The following is a 25,001-nucleotide window of genomic DNA, read 5'->3' as shown; positions in this document are numbered from 1 at the left end:
CATGGCGAGAATGACGATGATCGAGGCCGTGCGCAGCGCCATGGACGTCTCGATGGAGCGCGACGGCGATGTGGTGGTGTTCGGCGAGGATGTCGGCTATTTCGGCGGCGTCTTCCGCTGCACGCAGGGCCTCCAGGCGAAATACGGCAAGACCCGCTGCTTCGACGCACCGATCAGCGAGAGCGGCATTGTCGGCACGGCAATCGGCATGGCCGCCTATGGTCTCAAGCCCTGCGTCGAAATCCAGTTCGCCGATTATATGTACCCGGCCTATGACCAGATCACCCAGGAAGCCGCCCGCATCCGCTACCGCTCGAACGGCGACTTCACCTGCCCGATCGTGCTGCGCATGCCGACCGGCGGCGGCATTTTCGGCGGGCAGACCCATAGCCAGAGCCCGGAGGCGCTGTTTACCCATGTCTGTGGCCTGAAAGTCGTCGTGCCCTCCAACCCCTACGACGCCAAGGGCCTGTTGATTGCCTCGATCGAAGATCCCGACCCTGTCATGTTCCTCGAGCCGAAGCGCCTCTATAACGGCCCCTTCGACGGCCATCATGACAGGCCGGTCACGCCGTGGTCCAAGCACGAACTCGGCGAGGTGCCGGAAGGCCATTACAGCATTCCGATCGGCAAGGCGGAAATCCGCAGACCCGGATCTGCGGTCACCGTCATCGCCTATGGCACCATGGTGCATGTGGCGCTGGCCGCCGTCGAGGAGATGGGCGTCGATGCCGAGGTGATCGACCTGCGCAGCCTGTTGCCGCTCGATCTCGATACGATCGTGCAATCGGTCACCAAGACCGGGCGCTGCGTCGTCGTCCACGAGGCGACGCTGACATCCGGTTACGGGGCGGAACTGGCCGCACTGGTGCAGGAACATTGCTTCTATCACCTGGAAGCTCCGATTGTGCGCGTGACGGGGTGGGACACGCCTTATCCGCATGCGCAGGAATGGGATTATTTTCCCGGACCCGGCCGCGTCGGCCGTGCGCTTGCCGAAGTAATGGAGGCGTAAGCATGGGTGAATTCATCATCAAGATGCCGGATGTCGGCGAAGGCGTGGCGGAGGCCGAGCTTGTCGAATGGCATTGCAAGGTCGGCGATCCCGTCCGCGAAGACATGGTGCTGGCCGCCGTCATGACCGACAAGGCAACGGTCGAAATCCCGTCGCCGGTCAATGGCACGGTCCTTTGGCTCGGCGCCGAAATCGGTGATACGGTTGCCGTCAAGGCGCCGCTGGTGCGCATTCAGGTCGCGGGCGAGGACGGCGAGGCAAATGCTGTTCCGATGGCGGAGATTGTGACGCATTCTTCCCCTTCTCCCCAGCGGGAAGAAGGAGCCCGGAGGGCGGATGAGGGGGTATCCCCGGCCTCTCTCAGCCAGCCAGCCCCCTCATCCGGCCCTGCGGGCCACCGTCTCCCGGCTGTAGAGAAGGGAAGGCGTGCCGCATCTGAAACGCCTGCGGACAAGCCGCTGGCCTCGCCGGCCGTCCGTCTTCGGGCGCAGGATGGCGGCGTCGATCTGCGGCAGGTGACGGGATCAGGCCCGGCCGGGCGCATTACCCATGACGATCTCGACCAGTTTCTGGCGCGCGGCGCCCATCCGCAGCCGGCGGCGACGGGCTTTGCCCGCAAGACCGCTATCGAGGAGATCAAGGTCACCGGCCTGCGCCGCCGCATCTCCGAAAAGATGGTGCTGGCAGCGTCGCGCATTCCCCATATCACCTATGTCGAGGAAATCGACGTTACCGATCTGGAAGATTTGCGTGCAGCGATGAACGCGACGCGCAAACCGGAGCAAACCAAGCTGACGATTCTGCCCTTCCTGATGCGGGCGATGGTGAAGACGATCGATGAGCAGCCCGTCGTCAACGCCACCTTCGATGACGACGCCGGCATGATCAGCCGGCATGCGGCCGTGCATATCGGCATTGCCACTCAGACCCCGGCTGGCTTGACGGTGCCTGTCGTGCGCCACGCGGAGGCGCGCGGCATCTGGGATTGTGCTGCCGAAGTGGTGCGGCTGGCGGAAGCGGCCCGCACCGGCTCGGCGCTGCGGGAAGAGCTGTCCGGCTCGACCATCACCATCACCTCGCTCGGCGCCATGGGCGGCATCGCCACGACGCCGATCATCAACCATCCGGAAGTGGCCATCGTGGGCGTCAACAAGATCATGACGCGGCCGGTCTGGGACGGAAATCAGTTCATCCCGCGCAAGATGATGAACCTGTCGTCCAGCTTCGATCACCGGGTGGTGGATGGCTGGGACGCGGCGACCTTCGTCCAGCGGATCAAGGCGCTGCTCGAAACCCCTGCGCTGATTTTCATTGAAAGCTGAGCCCATGAAAGAGATCGTCTGCAAACTTCTCGTCATCGGCGCAGGTCCCGGCGGTTATATCTGCGCCATCCGGGCGGGGCAGCTCGGCGTCGATACCGTCATCGTCGAAGCCGTCAAGGCTGGCGGCACCTGCCTCAATATCGGCTGCATTCCCTCCAAGGCACTGATCCATGCGGCCGAGGAATTCGAGAGGGTGACGCACATGGCGCAAGCGAAAAGCCCGCTCGGCATCTCCGTCGAAGCGCCGAAACTCGATCTTTCCAAGACGATTGCCTGGAAGGACGGCATCGTCGGCCGCCTGAACAGCGGCGTGCTCGGCCTGTTGCGCAAGGCCCGGGTGAAGATCGTTCATGGCCGGGCAAAATTCCGGGACGGCAAGACCGTGGAAGTCGAAACGGAAACCGGAATGCAGGTGATCCGCGCCGAAACGATCGTCATCGCTACCGGGTCGGAACCGGTGGAACTGCCGTTCCTGCCCTTCGGCGGACCGGTTATCTCCTCGACCGAAGCCCTGTCGCTGAAAACAGTGCCGGCAAAGCTCGCGGTCGTCGGTGGCGGCTATATCGGGCTTGAACTGGGCACGGCATTCGCCAAGCTCGGCTCGAACGTCACTATTGTCGAAGCCACGTCGCAAATCCTGCCGCAATATGATGCCGAGCTGGTGAAGCCGGTCTCCAAGCGCCTTGCTGATCTCGGTATCCGCGTCCTGACCGGCGCCAAGGCAAAGGGGTTATCCGGCAACGCGCTTTTGATCGAAACCAGTGAGGGCGCGGAAGAGCAGCTTGCCGCCGAAAAGATCCTCGTGACCGTCGGCCGCAAGCCGCGCACGCAAGGCTGGGGGCTGGAAGAACTGGATCTCGACCGTGCCGGCAATTTCCTGCGCATCGACGATCGCTGCCGGACGTCGATGCGCGGCATTCATGCCATCGGCGATATCACCGGCGAGCCGATGCTCGCCCACCGCGCCATGGCGCAAGGGGAGATGGTCGCCGAAATCGTCGCGGGCAAGAAACGCATCTGGGACAAGCGTTGCATTCCCGCCGTCTGCTTCACCGATCCGGAGATCGTCACCGCCGGTCTGTCGCCCGATGAGGCACGGGCGCAGGGTTATGAGATCCGTGTCGGGCAATTCCCTTTCAATGCCAATGGCCGCGCCATGACCATGCTGTCGGAAGAGGGCTTCGTGCGCATCGTGGCGCGCGCCGACAGCAATCTCGTGCTCGGCATCCAGGCGGTCGGCTCCGGCGTTTCCGAACTTTCGAGCGCCTTCGCACTGGCGATTGAAATGGGCGCACGTCTGGAAGACATTGCAGCGACGATCCACGCTCATCCGACCCGCAGCGAAGGCTTCCAGGAAGCCGCCTTGAAAGCGCTTGGCCATGCTCTCCACATCTGAAACGCGCGCAACAGAGACGGAAACGCTGGTCGAGCGCCAGGGCGCACTCGGCCGCATCCGACTCAACCGTCCAAAGGCGCTCAACAGTCTGACATTACAAATGGTGCGCGACATCGACACGGCGCTTGACGATTTCGAACGCGACCCGTCCATTTCAGCCGTGCTCGTGACGGGCGAGGGGGAGCGCGGCCTGTGTGCCGGTGGCGATATCCGCGCCATTTACGATGGCGGCAGAGCCGGATCGGACGTGCCGACAACGTTCTGGCGCGAGGAATACAGGCTCAACGCCCGCATCAGCCGCTATCCGAAACCCTATGCCGTCATCATGGACGGCATCGTCATGGGCGGCGGCGTCGGCATATCCGTCTATGGCAGCCACAGGATCGTCACCGAGCGTACCCGTTTTGCCATGCCGGAAACCGGCATCGGCTTTTTCCCGGATATCGGCGCCTCGTGGTTTCTCACCCGCCGGGCCAATGAACTTGGTACCTATATCGGCTTGACCGGCGAAACTCTGGGCGCCGCCGATGCCATTCTTGCCGGTCTCGCCGATGTTTTTATAAGGTCCGGACGGCTTGCGGACTTGACCGGAGCCTTGGCCGCGCTGCCCGCTCGCAGTTCACGCGAGACAGTTTCCGCTGTGATTGCGGGCTTTTCGGAGATACCGCCCACCGGCATTCTGGAACCACAGCAATCGGCCATCGATCGCCTCTTTGCCTTCGACACGACCGAAGACATCATCGCTGCCCTGCGTTCGGATGACAGCCCTTTTGCCGAAAAACTTCTTTCCGTTCTTGCGGCTAAATCGCCCCTTAGCCTCAATGTCACGCTGCGTCTTTTGCGGCTCGGGCGTAAAACCGGCACGCTGGAAGACTGCCTCGAACGGGAATTTTCAGCGACGGCTGCGGTGCTGCGCAGCCATGATTTCTACGAGGGCGTGCGCGCGGCCGTGATCGACAAGGACCGCAATCCGCAATGGCGGCCGCAGCGGCTTGCCGATGTCACCGCAGCTGATGTCGATGCCTATTTCCAGCCGTCCAGCCACCCGCTCTTTTCAAACAGGATCAAGGAAGGATCACCAGCATGACGATCGGATTTATCGGTCTGGGTCATATGGGCGGCCCGATGGCTGCCAATCTGGTCAAGGCGGGCCATGCGGTCAGGGGTTTCGATCTTTCACAGCCGCTGCTTGACGAGGCAAGAGACAAGGGCGTGATTGCCTGCGCCTCGCTGACCGACGCAGTTGCAGGCGCCGATACCGTCATCACCATGCTTCCCGCCGGCAAACATGTCCTGTCGGTCTGGCAGGAGCTGGTCGCCACCGTTCCTCCCGGCACGCTTCTGATCGATTGCTCGACCATCGATATAGACAGCGCCCGCAAGGCGCACGGCCTGGCGGCCGCCCATCACTGCCCGTCGCTCGATGGCCCCGTTTCCGGTGGCACGGGAGGTGCTGCCGCCGGTACGCTGACCTTCATGGTCGGCGGTGAAGAGGATGTATTTGCAAAATCCCAGCCGGTCTTTGCGGCGATGGGCAAGAAGATCATCCATTGCGGCGGACCGGCGGCAGGCCAGGCGGCAAAAATCTGCAACAACATGATCCTCGGCATCAGCATGATTGCTGTCGGCGAAGCCTTCGTGCTTGGCGAAAAGCTCGGCCTGTCGCATCAGGCACTGTTCGATGTCGCTTCGGTTTCCTCCGGCCAGTGCTGGTCGCTGACCACCTATTGCCCGGTTCCCGGACCCGTCCCGGCATCGCCGGCCAATCACGATTACAAGCCGGGGTTTGCCGGCGCGCTGATGTTGAAGGACCTGAAGCTGTCGCAAGAGGCAGCCCAATCGGCCGGCGCCGTCACGCCGCTTGGCGCAAAGGCAGCCGAACTCTACGCTCTGTTCAACGAACTCGGAAACGACGGCAAGGATTTTTCTGGCATCATCGATATGCTCCGGCAACAATCCGCAAGCACTGTCTGACACAGCCTGAAACGCCGCCAAGAGGATCCCGCCCATGGAAAAACCGATCATCATCGAACAGCAGGACCGGGTCGTCATTGTCACGCTGAACCGCCCCGCCGCCCGCAACGCGCTCAACTCAGACATCATGAACGCATTGGCGACAGAGCTTGCGCCGCTCGACCGCGATCCGGGCGTCGGCTGTTTCGTGTTGAAGGGCTCGGACAAGGCCTTTGCCGCCGGCGCCGACATCAAGGAAATGGCGGACAAGTCGTTCCCCGATATGTTCGGCGAGGACTTCTTTGCCGCCTGGGACCGGTTCGCCTCCTTCCGCACGCCCAAGATTGCTGCGGTTTCCGGCTATGCGCTGGGCGGCGGTTGCGAACTGGCGATGATGTGCGACATGATCTTTGCCGCCGACACCGCCATGTTCGGCCAGCCGGAAATCAAGCTCGGCGTCATTCCCGGCATGGGGGGATCGCAGCGGCTGACAAAGCTGGTCGGCAAGGCCAAGGCGATGGACATGATCCTGACCGGCCGGATGATGGATGCGGCAGAGGCCGAACGCTGCGGCCTCGTCGCCCGCATAATCCCGGCGGAAAAACTGCTGGAGGAAACCCTGGCGGCCGCCCAAACCATCGCCGGATACGGCAAGGCCGCCACCATGGCGGCGCGCGAAGCCGTCGATCGTGCGCTCGAGGGCGGACTGCGCGAAGGCATCCTGTTCGAACGCCGGATTTTTCACGCGCTGTTTGCCACTCAGGACCAGAAGGAGGGCATGTCCGCCTTCATCGAAAAACGGCCGCCGCAGTTTCAAGGCAAATAGAGTCTGATCATACGAGGCTCTAAACCGGACGCGCCTCGCCTGCGCCATCCCAGATCACCGAACGGCGGGTTGCCGCCACGATCGCATCGATCGTCACGCGCAATCGCGGCAGCATCAACGGGGCGCTTGGCCAGACCACATGAATGGGCAGATCGCTGCCGATCCGCCCCGGCATCACCTGTTTCAACGCCCCCGACGCAATCTCCGGCGCCGCCAGCCATTGCGGCAACAAGCCGATGCCGTGACCGGCCTTTATCGCCGCAAGCGTGAGCGCACTGCCGTCGAGCAACAGCCGGGCAGGAGGCACCCATGTCTCGACCCTGCCATCGGCGCCTGTGGCACCAGACGCATTGATGGACCAGGGCACAACGCCTTTTTCGCCACTGGTCGCGATCAGCCGGTGTGCCGCAAGATCGGATAGGGATTGCGGCACGCCATGCCGGTCGAGATAGGCGGTGGATGCGCACAGCACGATTGTCTGCGTGCCAAGACGGCGGGCAGTCAAGCCCGACGTATCCTCCAGATGGCCGATCCGTACGGCCACATCCACCTGCTGCGCAACAAAATCGGCTATCTCGCCTTTGAGCGTGATGTCGAAGGAGAGCAGGGGATGGACATCCGCCAAGGCAAAAAGTGCGGGAGCAACAATGGACCTACCAAATAGCGGCGGCATGCTGATGCGCACCAGCCCGCTCGGCTCCGACCGTGTCGCCGCCAGTTCCGCCTCGATCCGGTCGATCTCGTTGAGCGCCTGGCTGCAACTTTTGAAATAGCGCTCGCCCTCTTGCGTCAACTGCAGTCGCCGCGTCGTCCTTTCGATCAGGCGGACGCCGAGTCGGGTCTCCAGTCTTGCAATCGCCTTTGCCACGGCAGACGGCGTCAGATGAAGCTGCACTGCGGCTGCCGCGAAAGAGCGGGCATTGCAGACAGCGAGGAAAATCCGGATCGATCCGGTTCGGTCATTCTTCGTCATGCGCGATTTAACGAAATTAAGTCATGAATGCCAAGACCAGATGTCGCTTCTGCGTCCATAAAGTCATCAATACAATCGCTGTCATGAGAACAGCAAAAACATATGCCGTCATCGGCGGTACCTCGGGAATGGGCCTCGGCCTTGCGCAACGGCTTGTCGAGCGGGGCGACCGCGTCCTGATCGGTGGCAGAAACAGCGAAAGACTCGAGGCGGCAGCCCGGCTACTCGGTCCGCTGGCGACAGCCCGATCGGTCGATATCGAGGACCGGGCGTCGCTTGCAAGTTTTTTTGCCGGAGAGGAAGAGCTGGCGGGATTATTCACGCCCGGCACCACCTATCGCACCGCCTCGTTCCGCGAGGCCGATGCGGAGACGGCCGAAAGCCCCTTCCGGGCAAAGTTCTGGGGCCAATATTGGGCCGTGCACACGGCGCTGCCTCACTTTGCCAAGGACGCAGCCATCGTGCTGATGTCGGGTGCCGCCTCGGTTCGCCCGATCGGTAATCCCGCCTATTCCGCCTGCAATGCCGCAATCGAAGGGCTTGCCCGGGCGCTGTCCGTCGAACTGAAGCCAATCCGGGTCAACTGCCTGTCCCCCGGCCCGATCGACAGCAACCTCTGGCGCAACCGCGACGCTTCCATCCGCGAACCGGTGTTCGAAAGCTGGCGGACGATCGCCCTCACCGGCGAGGTCGGGACCGTCGAAGACGCTGCGGATGCGGCCCTTTTCCTGCTCGACAACGGCAATATGAACGGATCAACGCTCTATAGCGACGGTGGCTACACGCTGCGCTAGAAGAGGAAACGGGGGCGGCCTGCCGGTCAAGGCCGCCCAACGGCCACCGTCTCGCCATCCGCCGGAATCAGCAGCCGCGAAGCCGCAATGCCCTTCTCATCCGCTACGTGGCGCAGATCCTCCCGGCTGATCGTCGCATGATCAAGCGCTTCCATATGGGTGGCAATGACGATGGCATCCGGTGCGGCTTCGCATACGGCAACCGTTTCGGCAGCGTCCATCACGATCAGGTCTCCATCCCAGCGCGCGCCGCAGGAATGGGTGACGATGACATCCGGCGTGCTCGCGGCGATCACATCAGTGACCGGCGGATAGAGAACGGTATCGCCAGCCCAATAGACCGAAGGCTCGCCCGCAGCTTCAAGGGTGAATCCCATGACGTGCCCCATCAATTCGACCACCGGCCCGAGACCATGGCTGCCTTCGCGGCGCGTCAGTGTCAGTCCCTGCCAGATCGCACTGCCGCTCAAAGGCGTCACATTGCTAAACCCGGCCCCGCGAATTGTCTCTTCGTCACCCGGCTGACAGAAAAGCGGCAAATGTTTCGGCACCCGCTGCATCGCAACATCATCGAAGTGATCGGTATGAAGATGCGACACGATCACCATCTCCACACCCTCCAGAATATCCTCAATGGCGATCGGAAGCTCCACCATCGGATTGGGCGACCGGCCGGTAAACGACGGCAAGCTGTGTTTCTCTGCGAAATAAGGATCAATCAGCACGGTACGCCCGGCATAATCCAGCTTCAATGTAGCATTGCGGATTAGCTGGAGTTGCATTCGGATGTCCTTACTCGAAGCTGATGGGGTTGTTTGCGCCATCGTCGCGCCTGTGGGAATAAAAGCAAGGGAAAAAGGAGGCGACTAATCGTTTAAAAACCATCCATCAATGCCTCTTGATGCGCAACTAATAGGTGCATATTTTCAACGACAGGAAAATTTTGTTGACGCCATGTTGCTGTTTAAGGAGTGGCGGCAAGGTGTCTGAATTATCGTCCTCGCACAACGCGGCAGCTCATTTCTCATGCGGAATTTTGCCGTAAATAAAGCGCTTTGCTGCGTATTTAGGCAGAACGAGAAATTGGGCTTTTCATCCCGGGACCTTTTACATGGCTGTGGTAAAACTCCGGTACGTAATCGTGTTGACTTCGATCCCAGTACTTATTAGTGCACTTGTCGTTCGACAGGCGACCAGAGGCTGCGGATAGCTTAAAAGGTGTCGCGAACTGACGCAGCGCTTCAGACTGGCTTTATTTAGATATTCCTCATGTTGAAGTAGTTATATGGCAGAAAGCGTGTACCAAGTCGATCAATTGCCGTCGCTGACGAGCGTAAGCAAGACAATGCTAAAGCGCCAATCGGTGCTGCTGGATGGACCGTTTAAGGGCGATTATAGCCTCGCAATTGTGAATAGGCAGCTTGCGCGATCTCTCCTGAAGGCCGGTTTCCGAGTTCGTTGCTACTCCAAAGAGCGCGACTGGCAGACAGACGCCAAGCTCAAGGAAATGCCTGACGTTTACGAGACTATGCTCGATAGCTACCCGGCCAAAGGCAAGTACAAGTTTCACCTGAGAAACCCCTGGCCGCCCGAGACCAGCGACATGGTCGGCGAAGTGAATGCCTATGTATGCTTTGCCTGGGAAGAAACCGAAATACCGGTTTACATGGTCGATCGGTTCAATCGGGACCTCGACTTCATGATGGTGACGTCGAATTTCGTAAAACAATCGTTCAAGGGATCGGGCGTTAAAATTCCGATTCATGTGATTGGAAATGGGTGTGACCACATTCTGGAACAGTCGAGGGACAATGTTCCAGCCTATCAGAAGAACACCGATAAAAGAATATTGCACGTCTCTTCTTGCTTCCCGCGCAAGGGCGCCGAGTTACTAGTTGATGCCTATTGCCGGACCTTTACCGCCACTGATGACGTGGAACTTTTTATAAAGACGACACCCAACCCGCATAACGAGATCGAGAGTTACGTCCGCAAGGCAACCAAGGGCCTGGAGTCTGCACCGAAAATCAAGGTGGTCAACAAGCACTGGGATAACTCGCAAATCGTGTCTCTCTACAAATCTGCGGATTTGCTGGTCGCCCCTAGCAAAGGCGAGGGTTTTGGCCTTCCCTTCGCCGAAGCCATGCTGTTCGGCGTGCCGGTTGCAACCACTGCCTTCTCCGGGCAGACGGATTTTTGTACACCCGAAACGTCGTTTCCCATCGACTACACGCTCGCCCCTTCCGGAAGCCATGTTTCAAGCGGTTACAGCTTGTGGGCGCAACCGTCCGTTTCGTCCATTGGGTCGGCCATGCGGCTGGCTTTGAGCGATCCTCAGCAGGCAAAACGGAAGACCGAAGCCGGCCGGCAACTCATTCTTCGCGACCTCACCTGGGCGCGTGTCGCCGAACGGATTGAAAAATGCCTGTTTTCAGCTCTGAATAAAAGCAGTTCAACGGATGAACTCACGCCGTCGTCAAAGATCGACCTTATTACCACATGGCACCAACGGTGCGGAATTGCGACCTATTCGGAACACCTCTATTCGACGGAGGCGTTCAACGGCCGGATTGCCAATATTTTCAGCCGCATCGTCATAGATGAAGATCGGATCGACACGAGCGACGATCCAGATGAACGCGTTAACCGGCTGTGGAGCTACGATCATCGGGGCATAGACCGGCTGATCGATGCTTTGAATTCGGCGGATAGTCCTATTTTGTGGTGGCAACACCATCCCGGTCATTTCTCATACGACGACATGATCCGGGTCACCGGCGTTCTGGCGAACTCACGGTATAAAGTTCGCGTCATCACCATGCATAACGTCAAAGAGGTTGCCCTCAAAGGCGAGCTCGACTGGGTCAAAAGTTTTGACCGTGTTTTCGTTCACTCCGTCGGCGACGCCGACTTGCTGTCAAAAGCCGGGCAACGCAACGTCGTAGTTATCCCCCACGGATTTCAGAGAGCCAATGAGGGGCCTCGAAGCGAAAACGATGTTTTCACCATCGGCAGCTTCGGTTTCCTCTTCAAACACAAGAACATCGACCTCCTGGTCGCTGCTGTTGGCCGCCTGAAGTCGATGGTCGCAGATGACGTCCGGCTTGTTCTTCTCAACTGCGTGACCGATGCTGAGCAATCACTGGAAGCACAACGGCAGACGGAGACCGTAATCGACGCGCTGGACCTGCGAGGAACCGTCGAGACGGACTATTCGTTCCTGCCGGAAAACGAAATCGTTTCCAGGTTGAGCCAGTGTGATTTGCTTGTGTTTCCCTATGGGGATTCCAACGAAACAGCCACTGGGGCGGTCCGCGTGGCTTTGCTGGCAGGCGCGCCGATCCTTTGCTCCTCATCGCCGGTCCTCAACGATCTGAGCCGCATCAGTCATCGCATCAGTGACTTGAACATCGAAAATCTGGCCGAAGCCATTACCATTTTGATGGGTAACCGCACTCTGCTGAACATCTATGATCTTGATGCAAGACATATGATGGACGCGTTCAGCTACGAAAAATTGGCTGGGCGGTATCAGTGGTTTATCGACGAAACAATTGGAAGCGCGACATGACGGCAGATGATATCAGCAACCCCGATGAATTGAACGCGTTGCGCCTGTCGTCGGCGGAATTTGCAGCCGAGCCACGTACCTTTGTCCGGCATTTGGCTGAACGGATGTCGATCGAGATCAGCGACACGACTTTAAATCGTCTGGTGGAACGGGTGAAACGCGGCGCCACGCGCGAGCAGATCATCCACAGTTTGCGCAATACGAAGGGTGAGCGATACCCGATAGACCGGGCAAGCGCTGCGCTCAATTTTGCCCGCGTGAACGTTCCCGCATCCGCCCTGGTGGTGGAGAATGTGCTGTCATTTGCACCGAATGACAAAAAAGCCTTTGTCCTGCACGCCTATGCGCAGGTTCTTTCACGGCGCCCTGGAAATGTGGAGCTTGCACGTTTGACACATCAGCTGGAAAGCGGAACTACAACCCGGTTGGACCTTCTTTCAAATTTGAACGCGAAAGCGATTGAAGAGGGGCACTTCATCAATTGGGACAGCGCCCTAGGTCCGCAATCGAGCAACGATGATAACGAGAAAATTCGCGGCATCGTTGAGGTCGCTGGTTTCCGTTCGGTCTCTCACAACGCGCCGGAGATTTTTAGTTTATGCCGCTATGCCGGCGAGCGATGGGAAATGGCGCCCTCGATGATTTCACGTCCGGACGAAATCCGTCCGGACTCCTGGATTGTCAGCAACGGCTTTATTCTGACTGGTCCCAAATGCCATGTCGCGTCAGGCTATTGGATGCTCGACCTCGATATTGTTCAGCCTGAATGGGCGACGATCACCGTCGATGTTGTGGCCAATCTGAGCATTGACCGTCTGTTTCATCTCACCGCCTGTGGCAATCTTCGCGGCAGTTTCGTTTTTGAAAAGCTCAATACGCATGCTTTCCTGGAGGTTCGACTACAGGTGCAAAACGCTTTACCCGAACAGTGGATCAACATTCAGAATGTCCAGCTCAGAAAAATGGACTGATCACATGAAGTTTGAGTATCTCAATCTGGTTGGGCGCGGAAAGACGAAATCCTTTCTGGATAAAGCCAAGAGCGCCCAACGCTCGGGCCGCTGGGCGGAGGCTTATGAAGCCTACCGCATGATCTTGAAAAAGGACGATCGCCGTTTCGGCGTCCTGGTTCAGATGGGGCATATGAGCAAGGAGATGGAGAACTTCTCACAGGCGGAGGCTCATTACGCCGAAGCCCTGACGCTCAAGCCGCAGGACTGGGACCTGCATGTTCAATTCGGGCATCTGTACAATCGCTCGGGCGATCTTGCAAAGGCAAAAGACTGGTACAAACGCGCGAACGGTATTCACCCAACGGTGGAGATCAGCGAATTGCTGGACACCGTCGGCGATGCCCAATATGCAAACGACACGGGTGCGCTTCGTAAAAAAACTCTGGAACAGATGGATTCCAGACGGTTTCACTTGGCCTTACCGAACGCAAAGCTGCTCTACGAACAGCACGGGTTGCGGGATTTCGACGTCATCCTCGGACATGCCTATCGCGAGCTCGGACGCTATGAAGAGGCAAAAGAGATGTATGGATACTATTTCGACAGATGCCTGAAATCCAACAGCAAGCATCTGAACGATGCGTCCGGGCATCTGATGAACATTCTGGAAATCTCAGAGGAAAACCAGGAGATCCTGAAACTCTTCTCCCGCTTGAAGAACCACTATGCCGAAGCCGGAAATTTTTCCGATTTCGACGGCGAGCGGGCAGAGCTTCTGCAAAGCCATATCGGGAAATCATACGGGGTGTTCAAGGGGTGATGGGGCTGGCATTTCGCATCATTGAGGCAGCGGAACTGACGGTTGTGTTTTCATTCAATGGCACCTGTTGACAGATTAGGGTGTGCAGTCCTCTTCTAAAGTTTTTGGCATAATTTTAGCATGCGTAGAGAGAATATAGTCAAACGCTAGAGTACAAGCATTGAGCTTTGCCAAATCCTATCGAAGAAAATAGCTGATTTTCAGATCCTAAAGGTATTTTGTTTCAACCCCAGTTATTTTCGGCGAAGTAGCTAATCGCTGCCATTGTTATCATGATAAAAAAATTTGCGCGATCTCACTAGCCATCGACTTATTGTTAAAAGAGTATGGCGACCGAATTCTAACCGCTTAGTGGCGGTCTGTGAGATTTCCTGACAATCACATGTGCATGTTGAGTTTGGCCATACATCCTGGCCTCTTTCCTGATCATATGGGTTGAATCCAATCGAAGCCAATTTGAAACCTCCGATCGATTCAACCGGCTTAGCTAATGTTATAGAACGTCAGTTAAGTGTGATAGGGAGAACAATTGGTGACGGTTTATTTCATTGGATGGTACGGCCAGCGTAACAGCGGCGATGAAAGCTTCAAGCTCGCTCATAGAGCTCTCTTCCCAGGCGAGCATATCGAATGGCTAACCACTGCCGCGCTCCCTCAGATTGGGAAAGGCGATGTGGTTGTCCTAGGTAGCGGCGATGTATTAAGGGATTTTTATCTCAGGCTTATTCCAGACGGTGTGAAGTACTTTGTTTATGGTGTTGGCGCGGACGGGCAAGCTGACTTGGATGTTGCCGTAGCGCAAAAGGAAAGAATCATCGCAGGATGGTTTAGAAATTATGGTGATGTTGAGTACTTGAGGGCCCATGGTGTGCACGCTCATTATACGCCTGACATCGTGTTTCAATTAGCCCCTCCTGAAAATGGGTTAGCTATTCCCTCGTCGCCTCAGCCTAGAAAAACCATGACCTGTTTCTTTTCGAACGACACTTCGCAATATGCACTTGAGACGGCCGATCTCAATCTGTTCGCCCGTACCTACACCCAAAAACGGGAAATTGCTCAGTCACTTGATCAACTGTCCCCTTATTACAATTTTCGTTTCGTGCCTTTTTCGTTTGCTTGGAACGCCTACGATCTTTCTTTTGCTGTGGACGTGTTCGCGATGATGAAGAGGCGAGAAAATGTAAAAATCGTAGAAGAAGAACTGGCATTTGATCAGGTAATGTACGAAGTATCTACCTCTCACGTAGTTGTAAGTATGAAGTTTCATGGGCTTATATACGCGGTACTTGCGAAGCGGCCTTTCGTGAACATCGGCCTTACTCATAAAACTCAGCAGTTTTGCTTGGAGGCAGGTCTAGAAGAGCTTTCTGTCAGCCCCATAGCCTTCACTGCGGAAAAATTTCTTACTTCTCTCAAGATTGCTGAAGCGCCAAAAACATTAGAAAAAGTCGTTGAAGTGAGCGCGAAGTACCGTGCAAATGCAGTGGATGCTGGAATGCAGTTTGCTGAAAGTCTCAACCGACATCGCACAAGTCAGCTGGATTTATGAGTGCGGATCGGCTCGGTTGTCAGAAGAATTTAGGTTTTTCACAATCCTACAGCTTTAACGCCTGACCTGAGACCCATCGTCCCTCCAGTTTTCAGGAGAGTCTTGGGTTTACAATCTGGCCTTATGCGGCCTGTTTTTCCAGAGCGATTTTCGATGCGAATTCACTGGGCGTCATGTTGCCCAATGGCGAGTGTGGTCTGTTTCGGTTGTAGTCCTCCTTCCATGTGGTAATTTCCATCTTTGCCTGGGTCAGCGAAGAGAACAGGGTTTCATTGAGGCATTCGTCGCGGAAGCTGCCGTTGAAGCTTTCCACGAAGCCGTTCTGCATCGGCTTGCCCGGCGCGATGTAATGTCACTCAACCTGGCTGGTTTGGCACCATTCGAGAACGGCTGTACTCGTCATCTCCGTGCCATTGTCGGAAACAATCGTTCCTGGCTTTCCTCGCCGGGCGATGACAGCATCGAGTTCCCGCGCAAGCCGCCGACCTGAAAGCGACGTGTCGGCGACCAGCGCGAGGCATTCGCGGGTAAAATCGTCGACAACGGCCAGGACCCGAAAACGACGGCCATCCGTGAAGGCGTCGCTGACGAAGTCCAGGCTCCAGCGCTCGTTGGCGCACGAGGGCAAGTGCCAGAGGGCGTCTCGTTCCCAAAGCACGCTTGCGGCCGCCGCGTTTGCGCACGGTCAGCTTCTCTTCACGATAAAGACGCCGGAGTTTCTTCAGATTCATGACGATCCCCTGCCGATCCGGCATGACGTGAATGCGTCGATACCCGAAACGGCGACGTTCGGATGCGACCGCCTTCATAGCCTCACGGATATCAGCGTCATCAGGCCGGACGCTGCGGTATCGCACGCTTGACCGGTCGATGGACAAAACCTCGCACGCCCAACGCAGGCTCACCCCATGCTACATGCAGACATGAGCCACAGCGTCCCGCTTCACATCGGGCGTCGCCATTTTTTTGAGGCGACATCCTTCAAAATGGCATTGTCCAGCATGGTCTTGGCCAGCAGCTTCTTCAGTTTGGCGTTCTCGTCTTCCAAAGCCTTCAGCTTGCGGGCATCGGAAATCTCCATGCCGAACTTCGCCTTGTATTTGTAGAAGGTCGCTTCGGATATCCCGTGCTTGCGGCAGACATCGGCCGTCCTCGGGCCGTTCTCCTGCTCTTTCAATATCCCGATGATCTGCTCATCCGTGAACCGTGAATGCTGCATCCTGTCCGTCTCCTCAGAGTGACCGACTCTACCAAAATCTGGAGGAAGATCAGGGGCTCAGGTCACGCCCAAATTCCGTGTAGCCGTCTAAACGTACCGCTTGGGTATGATTGTTGCTATGAAATCACTGGGGTTTAATAAGGATAATTTCCGGTGAAAAATAGTGAGCACACAGCACATTGCTAACATGTTAGGATGATAGCTTTTCAACACTAGAAATATTTCTAGTACCATTTAAAATTTCTTCCAATATTCCTAGTTCGATAGGCGCAGATTCTAATTCGTCATCAGCATTAGACCTGAAGCTGACATCCCATAGGCCAAGTTTCCAATTTTCATAGTTCTTGCATATGGAACTCGCGACCGCGAAGGACTCAAGAAAGGGTAGAAATGTTATTTCTTCGTGCGCAGGTTCTTCATGCATTGCTTGATATGCTGTTTTTACTATTTTAGCGCCAGCGCCTTGCGCAAGGTTAATCGTACCGCTAGTCTCGCCGCAAGATGGAAACCGCAGATTATAAACTATACTACACGTGGCCAATAGTTGCTCGAACTCCTCATCGGGCTGGTAGCCGAGAAAGCGCACGTTTTCTTTTAGGTGCAAAAATTCCGCCATATTGATAACGTTGTAATTAGGATCACTGGGCAGTTTTCCTACAACGATGAGTTCGATGTCTAGTCGCGATGCATGATCCAAGCGATCAAGCGCGAGCCTCAACCCAACTAATACTTCTCGAACCCGTTTCGCCAAAGATATCCAGCCGAAAATCCCTATCCTGAACTTTTCGCGTGGGGCCGTTCCCGACTGAGAATATCTTTTTAAATCATCCTTTGGATGCGAAAATATTTTAAAGGGGAGGTTTTGAAGTTTCCCGATATACTCGACTTGTAAGACGGCGGCTGCGTAACGACTATGCGTCCAAATCTCATCACTTTTATTGTAAAGACCGCTCTGTGCTAATACCACGTGATTAAAGATGTTATCTGTAAGTCCTTGGTCCGCATCGTGGAGCAATCGTCTGCTTTTTTCACCAAACTGGCAAACCATTCCTTGAACGAGGCGTTCGGGATTGTAACCGCTCATCCTATTATAACTTAGGTGACGTATTAACATGTAGTTCGAGGGCTCATGAACGATACTGATCACCTTCCCTGCATTTATATTTCGTACATCATCGATAATTTCATGTGCAAATGCATGAAATTCATTATTTGCCAAGAATAGAAACCAAGTCTCGTTATTAGCAACAACATGCGGCCATGATTTATAGTCTCTAACTTCAACGTTAAGATAAGTTTTAGGCAAAACGCCATCGATCAACTTTGAGTCAGTCAGAATAACTAAATCTCTCACGTCCACGAGACCTGTTGACAGGATTCGGCGCAGTATTTTTTCAAAATATACTGCTGTGCCCGTAGTCATTGGCGAAATTGGGGAACAAAAGACGAATTTGCGCGAGCTGCCGTACATATCATTCATCTGCTTCTATTACGATTTCATTTAAGAAAACAACGCATTGCAGCCCTTGAAAAGTTCTGATTTCAATGAGGTGGTTAGGAGTCTGTGGCTCCCATGCAAATGAAAGCTCCACGACATGATGCGGTGCGAAGTCGGGAGCCGACACTGTTTTAGCGCACACAACTTCTCCAGACGTCCCATCGAAAATATCGAAACTCATAGATCCGGAAAGCTCGTCAACAGCGGTTTGTAGATCCAAATCAAAACGAACTTTATATCTGCCTGTTCTCAGGCGTTTATAGGGGCCGAAAACAACCGCACCAAATTCGCCTGACTCGATTCGGACCCGATTTCCGAGATCTCGGGAAGCTCCCGGATGTAGGCGGAATCCGTAGAGCGTAAGTGGTCCTTTTTTTACGCCTATCGACAAATCGCCAGATATTATATCTTTTAAGTTCAGTTCATCGATTTGAGGCTCATCGATGAAACCTGAGAAAATTAATTCCTGAAGGCGTTTTTCTGTTTCCACCGCGCTGATCACCTTGAAGGGTGATGGCTCACCTTTGGCCTGTAAAAGCGCTGACTGATAGACGGCATCAACCCTAGATTCGAAAAAAATTAGTGCTGCTTCGAACTTTGCGGCGAGTGTGTTGAAGTCATGTCTCGTTCTCGCATTCTCGCGTCGCAGATCATCAATCAGATGCTCCGCATGTATAAGACGACTCGTCATTTCCCTTAAAGTGGTCGAATTAAATTCGTCGTTCAAATGGTTCTGCTCCTCAAGTTGTTATGTCAATGTGGGATAAAGCCCGCTATGAATGTTTTTGCTGATTAGGAAAATACTTCCCAATCAATTTTTGCAATTTTTAAATGTGTACCACTCGCAAGTGCACTGTGGCGGCCAGAAATGACTCGCACAGAGTACACTTCACGATTTTCATCTTTCCCTACGATAGCTCCAATAAACGATTCACATGCCTCAATGTCTTTGATATCGTCATCAACTGTCTCCAGCGAGCGCCAAACCTTGGTAGTACGTCGCGCTGAAAATATTGCTAGGTCCGCGTCGGTATACCTTGAGAAATCTCCATACTCAGCTTCAATTAATGAGAACTGGAGATGGTCAACTTGAAGCTTGTAGACTGGAGATTGGAATTTGAGCTGTAAAGCGTCAGCCACAAATTGCGTGATAGGCAGCTCTATTTCGGGCTGGAACGGCGGGGAATACCGAAAAAAATCATGTTTAAGCGGGATTTCTAAACGCTTTGATATTTCGCGCGCGACAAAGCGATAAAGTATATTTGTAGGATGATCAGGCGTGAGGAAGAGAGGCACCTCTTTGTAATACTCCGCGATGAAAGCAGAAACTCTTACATCGGTGTTACACGATCTCTCGTGTTCTATAAGTCTCTCAGTAGTAATCGCCATCTTATCTAAGACAAGAGATTTCGAATTATTATCGATGCTCATCGAAGCCGGAATATACCAGTAGTTTCTGCTAAATAGGTTTCTTTTTTCGGCAGACGGGAAGTAGCCATTCCACTGCAACCAAGGAAAAGACACTGTGTCAATGCGTTTCTCCCGGCAGAACTGAACCAGGTTTTCTGTGTTATATTCGTCCTTATTCGTTATGGGAGAAAATATTATTACATCGAAGCTTGAAACATGGTCATACGGAAATGGACTTCCTGCAGCTATCATCTCATAGTTAGTCAGTAATTCATAAGCGTGCAGACCTCCGGCCCACTGCTCAAAAATGCGTTTTAGGACGGCAGCATGACATCCCCCATAAAAGAGAATCTTCATCGCGCTCGGTTCCAATGGAAAAGTGGGGTCATAATCGTCTTTAGAAATATATCTTTTTGTACGTTTGCCTCGCGGATCAGCCGCTCCCTAACTGCCTTTACTCTATCAACAAACGGAGGGTATTCCGCAACCTTAATTGCCGCAGACAGATTTGCGGTGGTGAAATTGTCGCGGCTTAGGCTGACGTCGGTGAAATCGTTTTCCAAACAAAACAAGTGATTTTTGCGTGTGGTACCAATATCGACAAAGGGTACTCCCGCAAGGCATGCAAATATAAGACCATGATATTTCATAGAAAAAATAAGGTCCGCACTAGAGGAAATTGCGAGTGCCTCTGCGGCATCAGTCAAAGGAGGGTGGACGGTCACTCCGGTGCGGTTGCTAATCATTGTGTAAATGTCGCAAGAGTACGCAGAGTCGAAGTCATTCCAGTCAGCTGACATGGGGTAAAATTCGAAGTCATAGTAGGAGGTTAAGCTATCAAAAGCTCGTGACAATTTTATTTTTCGAGAAAGTTCGTCATTGTATAAATGCAAATCTGAACTGCGCAATGCTTCTTGTGAAGAATTGTTTGAGAAAAAACAAATAGCCTTCTTCTTTGATCCTGATAAACGATTACCGCTATACTTTTCACCTGCACCTAACTGGAAGATTATATCTGGAGTATAGTGTGCATCCACGCCGTTAGATTGAAGTATGCTTACGTCGGCTCTATTTCGCATCCAAGCTCCACGGATGCGGTCTTTAATTGCTATAGCGTAGCGAGCGTCTTCGTCACAAGAGAATCCGGCACCATAGATATAAAAGCTGCTGCCAGCAGGCAGCTTATCAACGTAAAATGGTTTTACCACATCACCTGCACCAAGGATGAAACTGCAGTCATCATCAGCTTGAACGAATTTTTCGTTGATCCAGCACAGATTTGCCCCGCCCAGCACATCTGCGGTGAACATGTTTTTATGAACAAGTTTAAATGCTTCGTCGCCGCAGTTATGATGATTGTACCATCCCATGATACATATCTGGTGGGGGCGTAAATCCAGATTCAAAGGTTATTCATCCTCTACGAGCCTTGTGTGAGGTGCTGTTCGCGTACATCCAGCGCGCCACCGGCAAAGTACAAAACGGTTGTGGGTGCTAGGTTTACCAACATGCGCAACTGAAGCCAATAGTAAATTATCATAGTTGTATTCCTAGTAGCCTTTGCTCTGAGCCCAAACCTTGGATCGCCGGGGATTAGAGTTTCCGGGCTTTCATCACGATGACGGGCTGGTGACGCCACCGGGATTATGTATCGCAATCGGGACGTTGATATCCGATTGCCGAGTGAGGACAATCCTCATTGTAGTATCGACGCCAAGTCTCCAACTTTTCGCGCGAATCCGCAAGGGTCAGAAACCAGTGAGCGTTCAGGCATTCGGCCCGCAGCTTGCTGTTGAACGCTTCAATGAAGCCATTGTCGGTCGGTTTGCCTGGCCGCGAGAAGTCAAGCGTGACCTTGCTGACGTAGGCCCAAAGGTCCAGATCGCGGGAGATAAACTCGCTGCCATTATCGACCCTGATCGTTTTGGGATAGCCGGTCTTCTTACAGACACGGTCCAGCGTCTGAACGACATCCCTCGCCCCGGTAGGTGAATCGTGCGTCAGTGACCGGGCAGTAGCGAATGCGTGTCCACTACGGTCAGGATGCGCAGTTTCTTGCCGGTTGCGAGCTGGTCGTGAACGAAGTCCATGGCCCAGACATCGTTCGGGCCAACGGCGACCTGGCGGTCATCCATGAGCTTTGCCTTCACCCGACGTTTTGGGTGCTTGTTGCGCAACTGAAGGCCTAATTCACTGTAAATCCTACGTGTCTTCTTCATGTTGATTTTCCATCCGTCGCGACACAAGTGGACATGGACGCGCCTATATCCATAGCGCACCCGCGCCTCGCAAATCTCCTTGATCCGTCTTTCCAGAGGGGCCTGCCCGGCACGGCGGGACTTGTAATGGTAGGTCGAGGTGTCGAACTTGAGGACCTTGCAGGCCCGTCGGATCGATATGCCCCAATCCACCAGCATCCCGTCGATCAGCTTGCGCTTGCGGGCAGGCCTCAGAGCTTTCGGCGGATGACATCCTGGAGCATCTCCCGGTCCAGCGTCAGGTCCGCGACAATCTTCTTCAGACGGCCATTCTCGTCTTCCAAAGCCTTCAGCCGACGCATCTCGTCGGGCAACAGACCAGCGTACTTCTTGCGCCAACTGAAATAGGTCGCCTGGCTGATCCCTGCCTTCCGGCAAATCTCCGCTACCGGCACGCCGTCGTAGCCCTGTTTCAAAATGAACGCCTTTTGGGCGTCCGAAAAATTCGATGCTTTCATCACTTCCGCTCCTGTTCCCAGCCGGGAATCTAGCGCGGAATACTCCAATCAAAAACGGTCCAGTTTCTGGGGATCAGAGCAACTTTACTACCTCGCTGCTAAAAGATGATATCTCCTTGCATCGCTGTGGGACCTGATGTCGGAATCAAGATGTAAGAGTTTCGTAGAAATATTGATATCCCCTCCCTCCACCCCCTTTTGCTGTCACGGTATAGTGAGTTGAAACTCCCCGCCCGGCGCTTCAGAGTTGTCGGCGAATAAACCGATGCATCGAGGCAAACGTTTCTTTCGTTGCCAAAAGGCCGTAATTGTTCCACCAACCTCCGTTATCGACGACACGACGTTTCAAAATTGGATAGCTGAATGCGTATACGATCTGGCTTGCTCTGTATTTTCCTGGCTCTCGCGCCCTCGGCTTACGCGCTGGATGCCGGGTCGCCGCCTGTTTTGGCGCCGCAGAAAGAGCAGGCGCAGGCTGCCCGTTTCAGTGCGCAGTTTCTGTCGCGGTATGGGTATAAGCCGGTTCCGCTTGATGATGCCCTTTCGGCCAAGATCATGGACCGGTTCATCAAGTCGCTCGATCCGGACCGGGTGCTGTTTCTACAGGCCGATATTGATACGTTCATGGCAGACAGCACGAAGATCGATGATGCCATCAAGCGGGAAGATCTGAAGATCCCGTTCTCGATCTTCAACACCTATGGGCAGCGTGTGGCCGGCAGGATGGACTATGCCCGCAATCTGCTGAAGCAGAATTTCGATTTCAGCGTGCAGGAAGTCTATGCGCTGGAGCGCGAGGACGCGCCCTGGCCGCAAACGGAGGCCGAAAGTGATGATCTCTGGCGCAAACGCGTCAAGGGCGACTGGCTGCGGCTGAAGCTGGCGGGGAAAACCGATGCGGTTATTCGCGATACGCTTGGCAAACGCTATCAGAATTCCCTCGAGCGCGCCTTCAAGTACAAGAGCGAGGATGTCTTCCAGTCGTTCATGGACGCGTACACCACGTCGGTTGACCCGCACACCGACTATTTTGGCGCGCGCGCGGCGGCGGAATTCGATATTTCCATGAAGCTGTCGCTGGTGGGTATCGGTGCTGTCCTGCAGGAGCGCGACGACTATACGACGATCCGCGAACTGGTGCCGGGCGGCCCGGCGCAGCTGTCCGGCAAGCTGATGGTCGGTGACCGCATTACCGGTGTCGGTCAGGGCGAGGACGGTCCGATCAAGGAAGTGGTGGGCACGCGCCTGGATGAAGTCGTGCAGATGATCCGGGGCAAGGAGGATAGTGTCGTCCGGTTGGATATCCTGCCTGCGGATGCCGGGCCGGATGCCAGCCACCGCGTCATCAGCCTGAAGCGCGACAAAATCAGCCTCGACAAGCAGGCGGCCAGGAAGGCGATCCTGCCCGTCAAGGACGGCGAGGCGACGCGCAAGATCGGGGTGATCACGCTTCCGGTGTTTTACGAGGATTTCGAGGCACGGCAGAAGGGTGACCCGGAGTATAGAAGTGCAAGCCGCGACGTGGCCAAGCTGCTGGGTGAACTGAAGCAGGACGACGTCGAGGGCGTCGTCATCGATCTGCGCAACAATGGCGGCGGGTCGTTGAGCGAGGCGATTGAATTGACGGGCCTGTTCGTCGGCAAAGGACCGGTGGTTCAGCAGCGCGGCGCCGACGGCCGGGTCGAGGTGGGAAGAGATGATCTTTCAAAGCCCGCCTGGACCGGGCCTGTCAGTGTGCTGATCAATCGCGGCTCGGCCTCGGCATCCGAAATCTTTGCCGCAGCCATTCAGGACTATGGCCGTGGCGTGATTGTCGGCGAGCCAAGTTTCGGCAAGGGAACGGTTCAGACCGTGATCAATCTTGATAAGGCGGCCCGCAACAGCAAGCCGAAATTTGGCGAGTTGAAAGTGACGATTGCCCAGTTTTTCCGGGTGAATGGCGGCACGACACAGCTGCGTGGCGTGACGCCCGATATCAGCCTGCCTGGTCTTTCGGATCTGAAAAGCTTTGGTGAAGCAAGCTTCGACAACGCGCTGCCATGGACGCAGATCAAGCCGGTCAGCTATGCGCCTTCCGGCAATATCGCGGCGCTGCTGCCAAAGTTGCAAAGCCGCCATGATGAACGGGTGCGAACCGACCCGGATTTCCAGCGTTTCGTGGAGGATATTGACGAGCTGAAAGCGCAGCGGGAAAAGGGCTTCATCTCGCTCAATCTGACCGAGCGCCGCAACGAACTGGCCGCTCAGGCAGCGCGTTCGAAGGCGCGCGCGCAGATCAATGATGGCGTCAACCTGAGTGAAGATGATGGGCTGCAGGCGGACGAGCGTAGCCTCAGCGCCGATCTTGCCCTGGAAAATGCCCGCAAGAATGCCAAGGATGTCTTGCTGAACGAGGCGGCAGCCATTCTTGCCGATGGGGCGGACTTGCAGCAAAGCATGCAATAGGCCGTCACGGGTGACGCTAACCACCGGAGACAGACGTATTGCGTTTTGTGAGCTTGTGCTCTGGCTGGAATATGGATCGACGGCCCCGCAGAGGCGGCTCTGCAAGCGACGGCGTGCGATGATACTTCCTGGGAGGAGAAAGACTGGGGTGGATTGCGCCCCGGTCCGGTCAGGAACGCCGCTTGGTGGCCTCCGCCATCGGCCGGTCAAGGCCCATCTCTTGGCAAGTCGCGTCCGGAAGAGTTGCCAGCCGCGCCGCATCCTCCCCAAAAATGGCGCATCCACTGCAGGAAATCACGGGTGCTCCATTAGGGTTTCGTTAAGGATGCAAGGCCAGGCTTTCAACATCCGAAAGAGGAGTTGATTATGGCAAATACAATCGTCGATCTGCTTGAAAGTGCAAAGATTCTCGCCAAGGTGAACGGCGACCAGATGCTCGGCTATCTCATCGAGATGGCCCTGGTGGAGGCCCGGGAAGGCCAGCCGGCATCCGCGAAGGCAAAAAAAGCAGCGTAACTGTTCCACAAGGCGACAGGGT

19 protein-coding genes and 2 pseudogenes are annotated in these 25,001 nt (G+C 55.2%); 13 read left to right on the top strand and 8 right to left on the bottom strand.

The features are described from left to right. Position 1 precedes the first annotated feature (1 nt). From PYR65_RS24250 to PYR65_RS24225, 6 genes are read left to right on the top strand one after another with little or no spacing between them, the layout of a single operon-like run. Positions 2-1,015: an alpha-ketoacid dehydrogenase subunit beta gene (locus PYR65_RS24250; protein ID WP_276121300.1), complete on the top strand. Its 1,014-nt coding sequence runs from the start codon at positions 2-4 to the stop codon at positions 1,013-1,015. A gap of 2 nt (positions 1,016-1,017) precedes the next feature. Then, complete coding sequence (locus PYR65_RS24245) at positions 1,018-2,337, top strand: dihydrolipoamide acetyltransferase family protein (RefSeq protein ID WP_276121299.1); 1,320 nt, start codon at positions 1,018-1,020, stop codon at positions 2,335-2,337. Positions 2,338-2,341: 4 nt separating this feature from the next. Beyond that, positions 2,342-3,733, top strand: a complete 1,392-nt coding sequence (gene lpdA / locus PYR65_RS24240) for a dihydrolipoyl dehydrogenase (protein ID WP_276121298.1) — start codon at positions 2,342-2,344, stop codon at positions 3,731-3,733. Further along, complete coding sequence (locus PYR65_RS24235) at positions 3,717-4,820, top strand: enoyl-CoA hydratase/isomerase family protein (RefSeq protein ID WP_276121297.1); 1,104 nt, start codon at positions 3,717-3,719, stop codon at positions 4,818-4,820. Before lpdA ends, PYR65_RS24235 begins: the two co-directional genes overlap by 17 nt. Next, the gene (mmsB, locus tag PYR65_RS24230; RefSeq protein ID WP_276121296.1) at positions 4,817-5,707 is read left to right on the top strand and encodes a 3-hydroxyisobutyrate dehydrogenase; all 891 of its coding nucleotides are present in this window, start codon (positions 4,817-4,819) and stop codon (positions 5,705-5,707) included. The genes PYR65_RS24235 and mmsB overlap by 4 nt, the downstream gene beginning before the upstream one ends. Before the next feature lie 34 nt (positions 5,708-5,741). Then, entirely contained in the window at positions 5,742-6,512 is a 771-nt protein-coding gene (locus PYR65_RS24225) for an enoyl-CoA hydratase (RefSeq protein ID WP_276121295.1), read from the top strand. Between the two features lie 19 nt (positions 6,513-6,531). Here the strand turns inward: PYR65_RS24225 and PYR65_RS24220 are convergent, their stop codons facing one another. After that, positions 6,532-7,485 carry a LysR family transcriptional regulator gene (locus PYR65_RS24220; protein WP_276121294.1) on the bottom strand — a complete coding sequence of 318 codons (954 nt, stop codon included), beginning with the start codon at positions 7,483-7,485 and terminating at the stop codon, positions 6,532-6,534. Positions 7,486-7,568: 83 nt separating this feature from the next. On the opposite strand from PYR65_RS24220, the gene PYR65_RS24215 reads away from it, so the two are divergent. Beyond that, the gene (locus PYR65_RS24215) at positions 7,569-8,279 is read left to right on the top strand and encodes an SDR family oxidoreductase (RefSeq protein WP_276121293.1); all 711 of its coding nucleotides are present in this window, start codon (positions 7,569-7,571) and stop codon (positions 8,277-8,279) included. A 26-nt stretch (positions 8,280-8,305) separates the two neighbouring features. On the opposite strand, the gene PYR65_RS24210 is transcribed toward PYR65_RS24215, so the two are convergent. Beyond that, positions 8,306-9,061, bottom strand: coding sequence for an MBL fold metallo-hydrolase (locus PYR65_RS24210; protein WP_276121292.1), 756 nt, complete (start codon positions 9,059-9,061; stop codon positions 8,306-8,308). Between the two features lie 503 nt (positions 9,062-9,564). Between PYR65_RS24210 and PYR65_RS24205 the strand changes: the two genes are divergently transcribed. The 4 genes from PYR65_RS24205 to PYR65_RS24190 all read left to right on the top strand — a co-directional run bounded on the left by PYR65_RS24205 (position 9,565) and on the right by PYR65_RS24190 (position 15,175). Beyond that, positions 9,565-11,850: a glycosyltransferase family 4 protein gene (locus PYR65_RS24205; RefSeq protein ID WP_276121291.1), complete on the top strand. Its 2,286-nt coding sequence runs from the start codon at positions 9,565-9,567 to the stop codon at positions 11,848-11,850. Beyond that, positions 11,847-12,821 carry a hypothetical protein gene (locus PYR65_RS24200; protein ID WP_276121290.1) on the top strand — a complete coding sequence of 325 codons (975 nt, stop codon included), beginning with the start codon at positions 11,847-11,849 and terminating at the stop codon, positions 12,819-12,821. The genes PYR65_RS24205 and PYR65_RS24200 overlap by 4 nt, the downstream gene beginning before the upstream one ends. A gap of 4 nt (positions 12,822-12,825) precedes the next feature. Beyond that, positions 12,826-13,623, top strand: coding sequence for a tetratricopeptide repeat protein (locus PYR65_RS24195; RefSeq protein ID WP_276121289.1), 798 nt, complete (start codon positions 12,826-12,828; stop codon positions 13,621-13,623). Between the two features lie 532 nt (positions 13,624-14,155). Beyond that, positions 14,156-15,175, top strand: coding sequence for a polysaccharide pyruvyl transferase family protein (locus PYR65_RS24190; protein ID WP_276121288.1), 1,020 nt, complete (start codon positions 14,156-14,158; stop codon positions 15,173-15,175). 121 nt (positions 15,176-15,296) lie between these two features. On the opposite strand, the pseudogene PYR65_RS24185 reads toward PYR65_RS24190, so the two are convergent. The 6 genes and pseudogenes from PYR65_RS24185 to PYR65_RS24160 all read right to left on the bottom strand — a co-directional run bounded on the left by PYR65_RS24185 (position 15,297) and on the right by PYR65_RS24160 (position 22,018). Further along, a pseudogene (locus tag PYR65_RS24185) lies at positions 15,297-16,394 on the bottom strand (IS3 family transposase). Positions 16,395-16,584: 190 nt separating this feature from the next. Further along, positions 16,585-17,874 (bottom strand): glycosyltransferase, encoded by a 1,290-nt coding sequence (locus PYR65_RS24180; protein WP_276121287.1) that lies wholly within the window; start codon positions 17,872-17,874, stop codon positions 16,585-16,587. Beyond that, positions 17,867-18,619 (bottom strand): hypothetical protein, encoded by a 753-nt coding sequence (locus PYR65_RS24175; RefSeq protein ID WP_276121286.1) that lies wholly within the window; start codon positions 18,617-18,619, stop codon positions 17,867-17,869. The genes PYR65_RS24180 and PYR65_RS24175 overlap by 8 nt, the downstream gene beginning before the upstream one ends. Positions 18,620-18,684: 65 nt before the next feature. Next, positions 18,685-19,659 (bottom strand): hypothetical protein, encoded by a 975-nt coding sequence (locus PYR65_RS24170; protein WP_276121285.1) that lies wholly within the window; start codon positions 19,657-19,659, stop codon positions 18,685-18,687. Continuing rightward, complete coding sequence (locus PYR65_RS24165; RefSeq protein WP_276121284.1) at positions 19,656-20,672, bottom strand: polysaccharide pyruvyl transferase family protein; 1,017 nt, start codon at positions 20,670-20,672, stop codon at positions 19,656-19,658. The genes PYR65_RS24170 and PYR65_RS24165 overlap by 4 nt, the downstream gene beginning before the upstream one ends. Positions 20,673-20,915: 243 nt before the next feature. Further along, positions 20,916-22,018: pseudogene (locus PYR65_RS24160) on the bottom strand (IS3 family transposase). A 363-nt stretch (positions 22,019-22,381) separates the two neighbouring features. On the opposite strand from PYR65_RS24160, the gene PYR65_RS24155 reads away from it, so the two are divergent. Together PYR65_RS24155 and PYR65_RS24150 are read left to right on the top strand one after the other, a co-directional pair. Beyond that, positions 22,382-24,463: a carboxy terminal-processing peptidase gene (locus tag PYR65_RS24155; RefSeq protein ID WP_276121283.1), complete on the top strand. Its 2,082-nt coding sequence runs from the start codon at positions 22,382-22,384 to the stop codon at positions 24,461-24,463. A gap of 366 nt (positions 24,464-24,829) precedes the next feature. Beyond that, on the top strand, positions 24,830-24,979 hold the full coding sequence (locus tag PYR65_RS24150; protein WP_162252633.1) for a hypothetical protein: 150 nt from the start codon (positions 24,830-24,832) through the stop codon (positions 24,977-24,979). Positions 24,980-25,001: the final 22 nt, after the last annotated feature.

Origin of the sequence: Pararhizobium qamdonense (genome assembly GCF_029277445.1) — a bacterium.
In the GTDB taxonomy this organism is placed as follows: Bacteria; Pseudomonadota; Alphaproteobacteria; order Rhizobiales; family Rhizobiaceae; genus Pararhizobium; species Pararhizobium qamdonense.
This window is presented reverse-complemented; position numbering and strand designations above follow the sequence as displayed.

Excerpts from the sequence above, each read along its gene's own strand:
- PYR65_RS24210 (WP_276121292.1), bottom strand. The coding sequence starts at position 9,061 with ATGCAACTCCAGCTAATCCGCAATGCTACATTGAAGCTGGATTATGCC.
- PYR65_RS24180 (WP_276121287.1), bottom strand. The coding sequence starts at position 17,874 with ATGAATGATATGTACGGCAGCTCGCGCAAATTCGTCTTTTGTTCCCCA.
- PYR65_RS24250 (WP_276121300.1), top strand. The coding sequence starts at position 2 with ATGGCGAGAATGACGATGATCGAGGCCGTGCGCAGCGCCATGGACGTC.
- PYR65_RS24165 (WP_276121284.1), bottom strand. The coding sequence starts at position 20,672 with ATGGGATGGTACAATCATCATAACTGCGGCGACGAAGCATTTAAACTT.
- PYR65_RS24170 (WP_276121285.1), bottom strand. The coding sequence starts at position 19,659 with ATGAAGATTCTCTTTTATGGGGGATGTCATGCTGCCGTCCTAAAACGC.
- PYR65_RS24205 (WP_276121291.1), top strand. The coding sequence starts at position 9,565 with ATGGCAGAAAGCGTGTACCAAGTCGATCAATTGCCGTCGCTGACGAGC.
- PYR65_RS24155 (WP_276121283.1), top strand. The coding sequence starts at position 22,382 with ATGCGTATACGATCTGGCTTGCTCTGTATTTTCCTGGCTCTCGCGCCC.
- lpdA (WP_276121298.1), top strand. The coding sequence starts at position 2,342 with ATGAAAGAGATCGTCTGCAAACTTCTCGTCATCGGCGCAGGTCCCGGC.
- PYR65_RS24150 (WP_162252633.1), top strand. The coding sequence starts at position 24,830 with ATGGCAAATACAATCGTCGATCTGCTTGAAAGTGCAAAGATTCTCGCC.
- PYR65_RS24195 (WP_276121289.1), top strand. The coding sequence starts at position 12,826 with ATGAAGTTTGAGTATCTCAATCTGGTTGGGCGCGGAAAGACGAAATCC.
- PYR65_RS24235 (WP_276121297.1), top strand. The coding sequence starts at position 3,717 with ATGCTCTCCACATCTGAAACGCGCGCAACAGAGACGGAAACGCTGGTC.
- PYR65_RS24215 (WP_276121293.1), top strand. The coding sequence starts at position 7,569 with ATGAGAACAGCAAAAACATATGCCGTCATCGGCGGTACCTCGGGAATG.
- PYR65_RS24245 (WP_276121299.1), top strand. The coding sequence starts at position 1,018 with ATGGGTGAATTCATCATCAAGATGCCGGATGTCGGCGAAGGCGTGGCG.
- PYR65_RS24200 (WP_276121290.1), top strand. The coding sequence starts at position 11,847 with ATGACGGCAGATGATATCAGCAACCCCGATGAATTGAACGCGTTGCGC.
- PYR65_RS24225 (WP_276121295.1), top strand. The coding sequence starts at position 5,742 with ATGGAAAAACCGATCATCATCGAACAGCAGGACCGGGTCGTCATTGTC.
- mmsB (WP_276121296.1), top strand. The coding sequence starts at position 4,817 with ATGACGATCGGATTTATCGGTCTGGGTCATATGGGCGGCCCGATGGCT.
- PYR65_RS24220 (WP_276121294.1), bottom strand. The coding sequence starts at position 7,485 with ATGACGAAGAATGACCGAACCGGATCGATCCGGATTTTCCTCGCTGTC.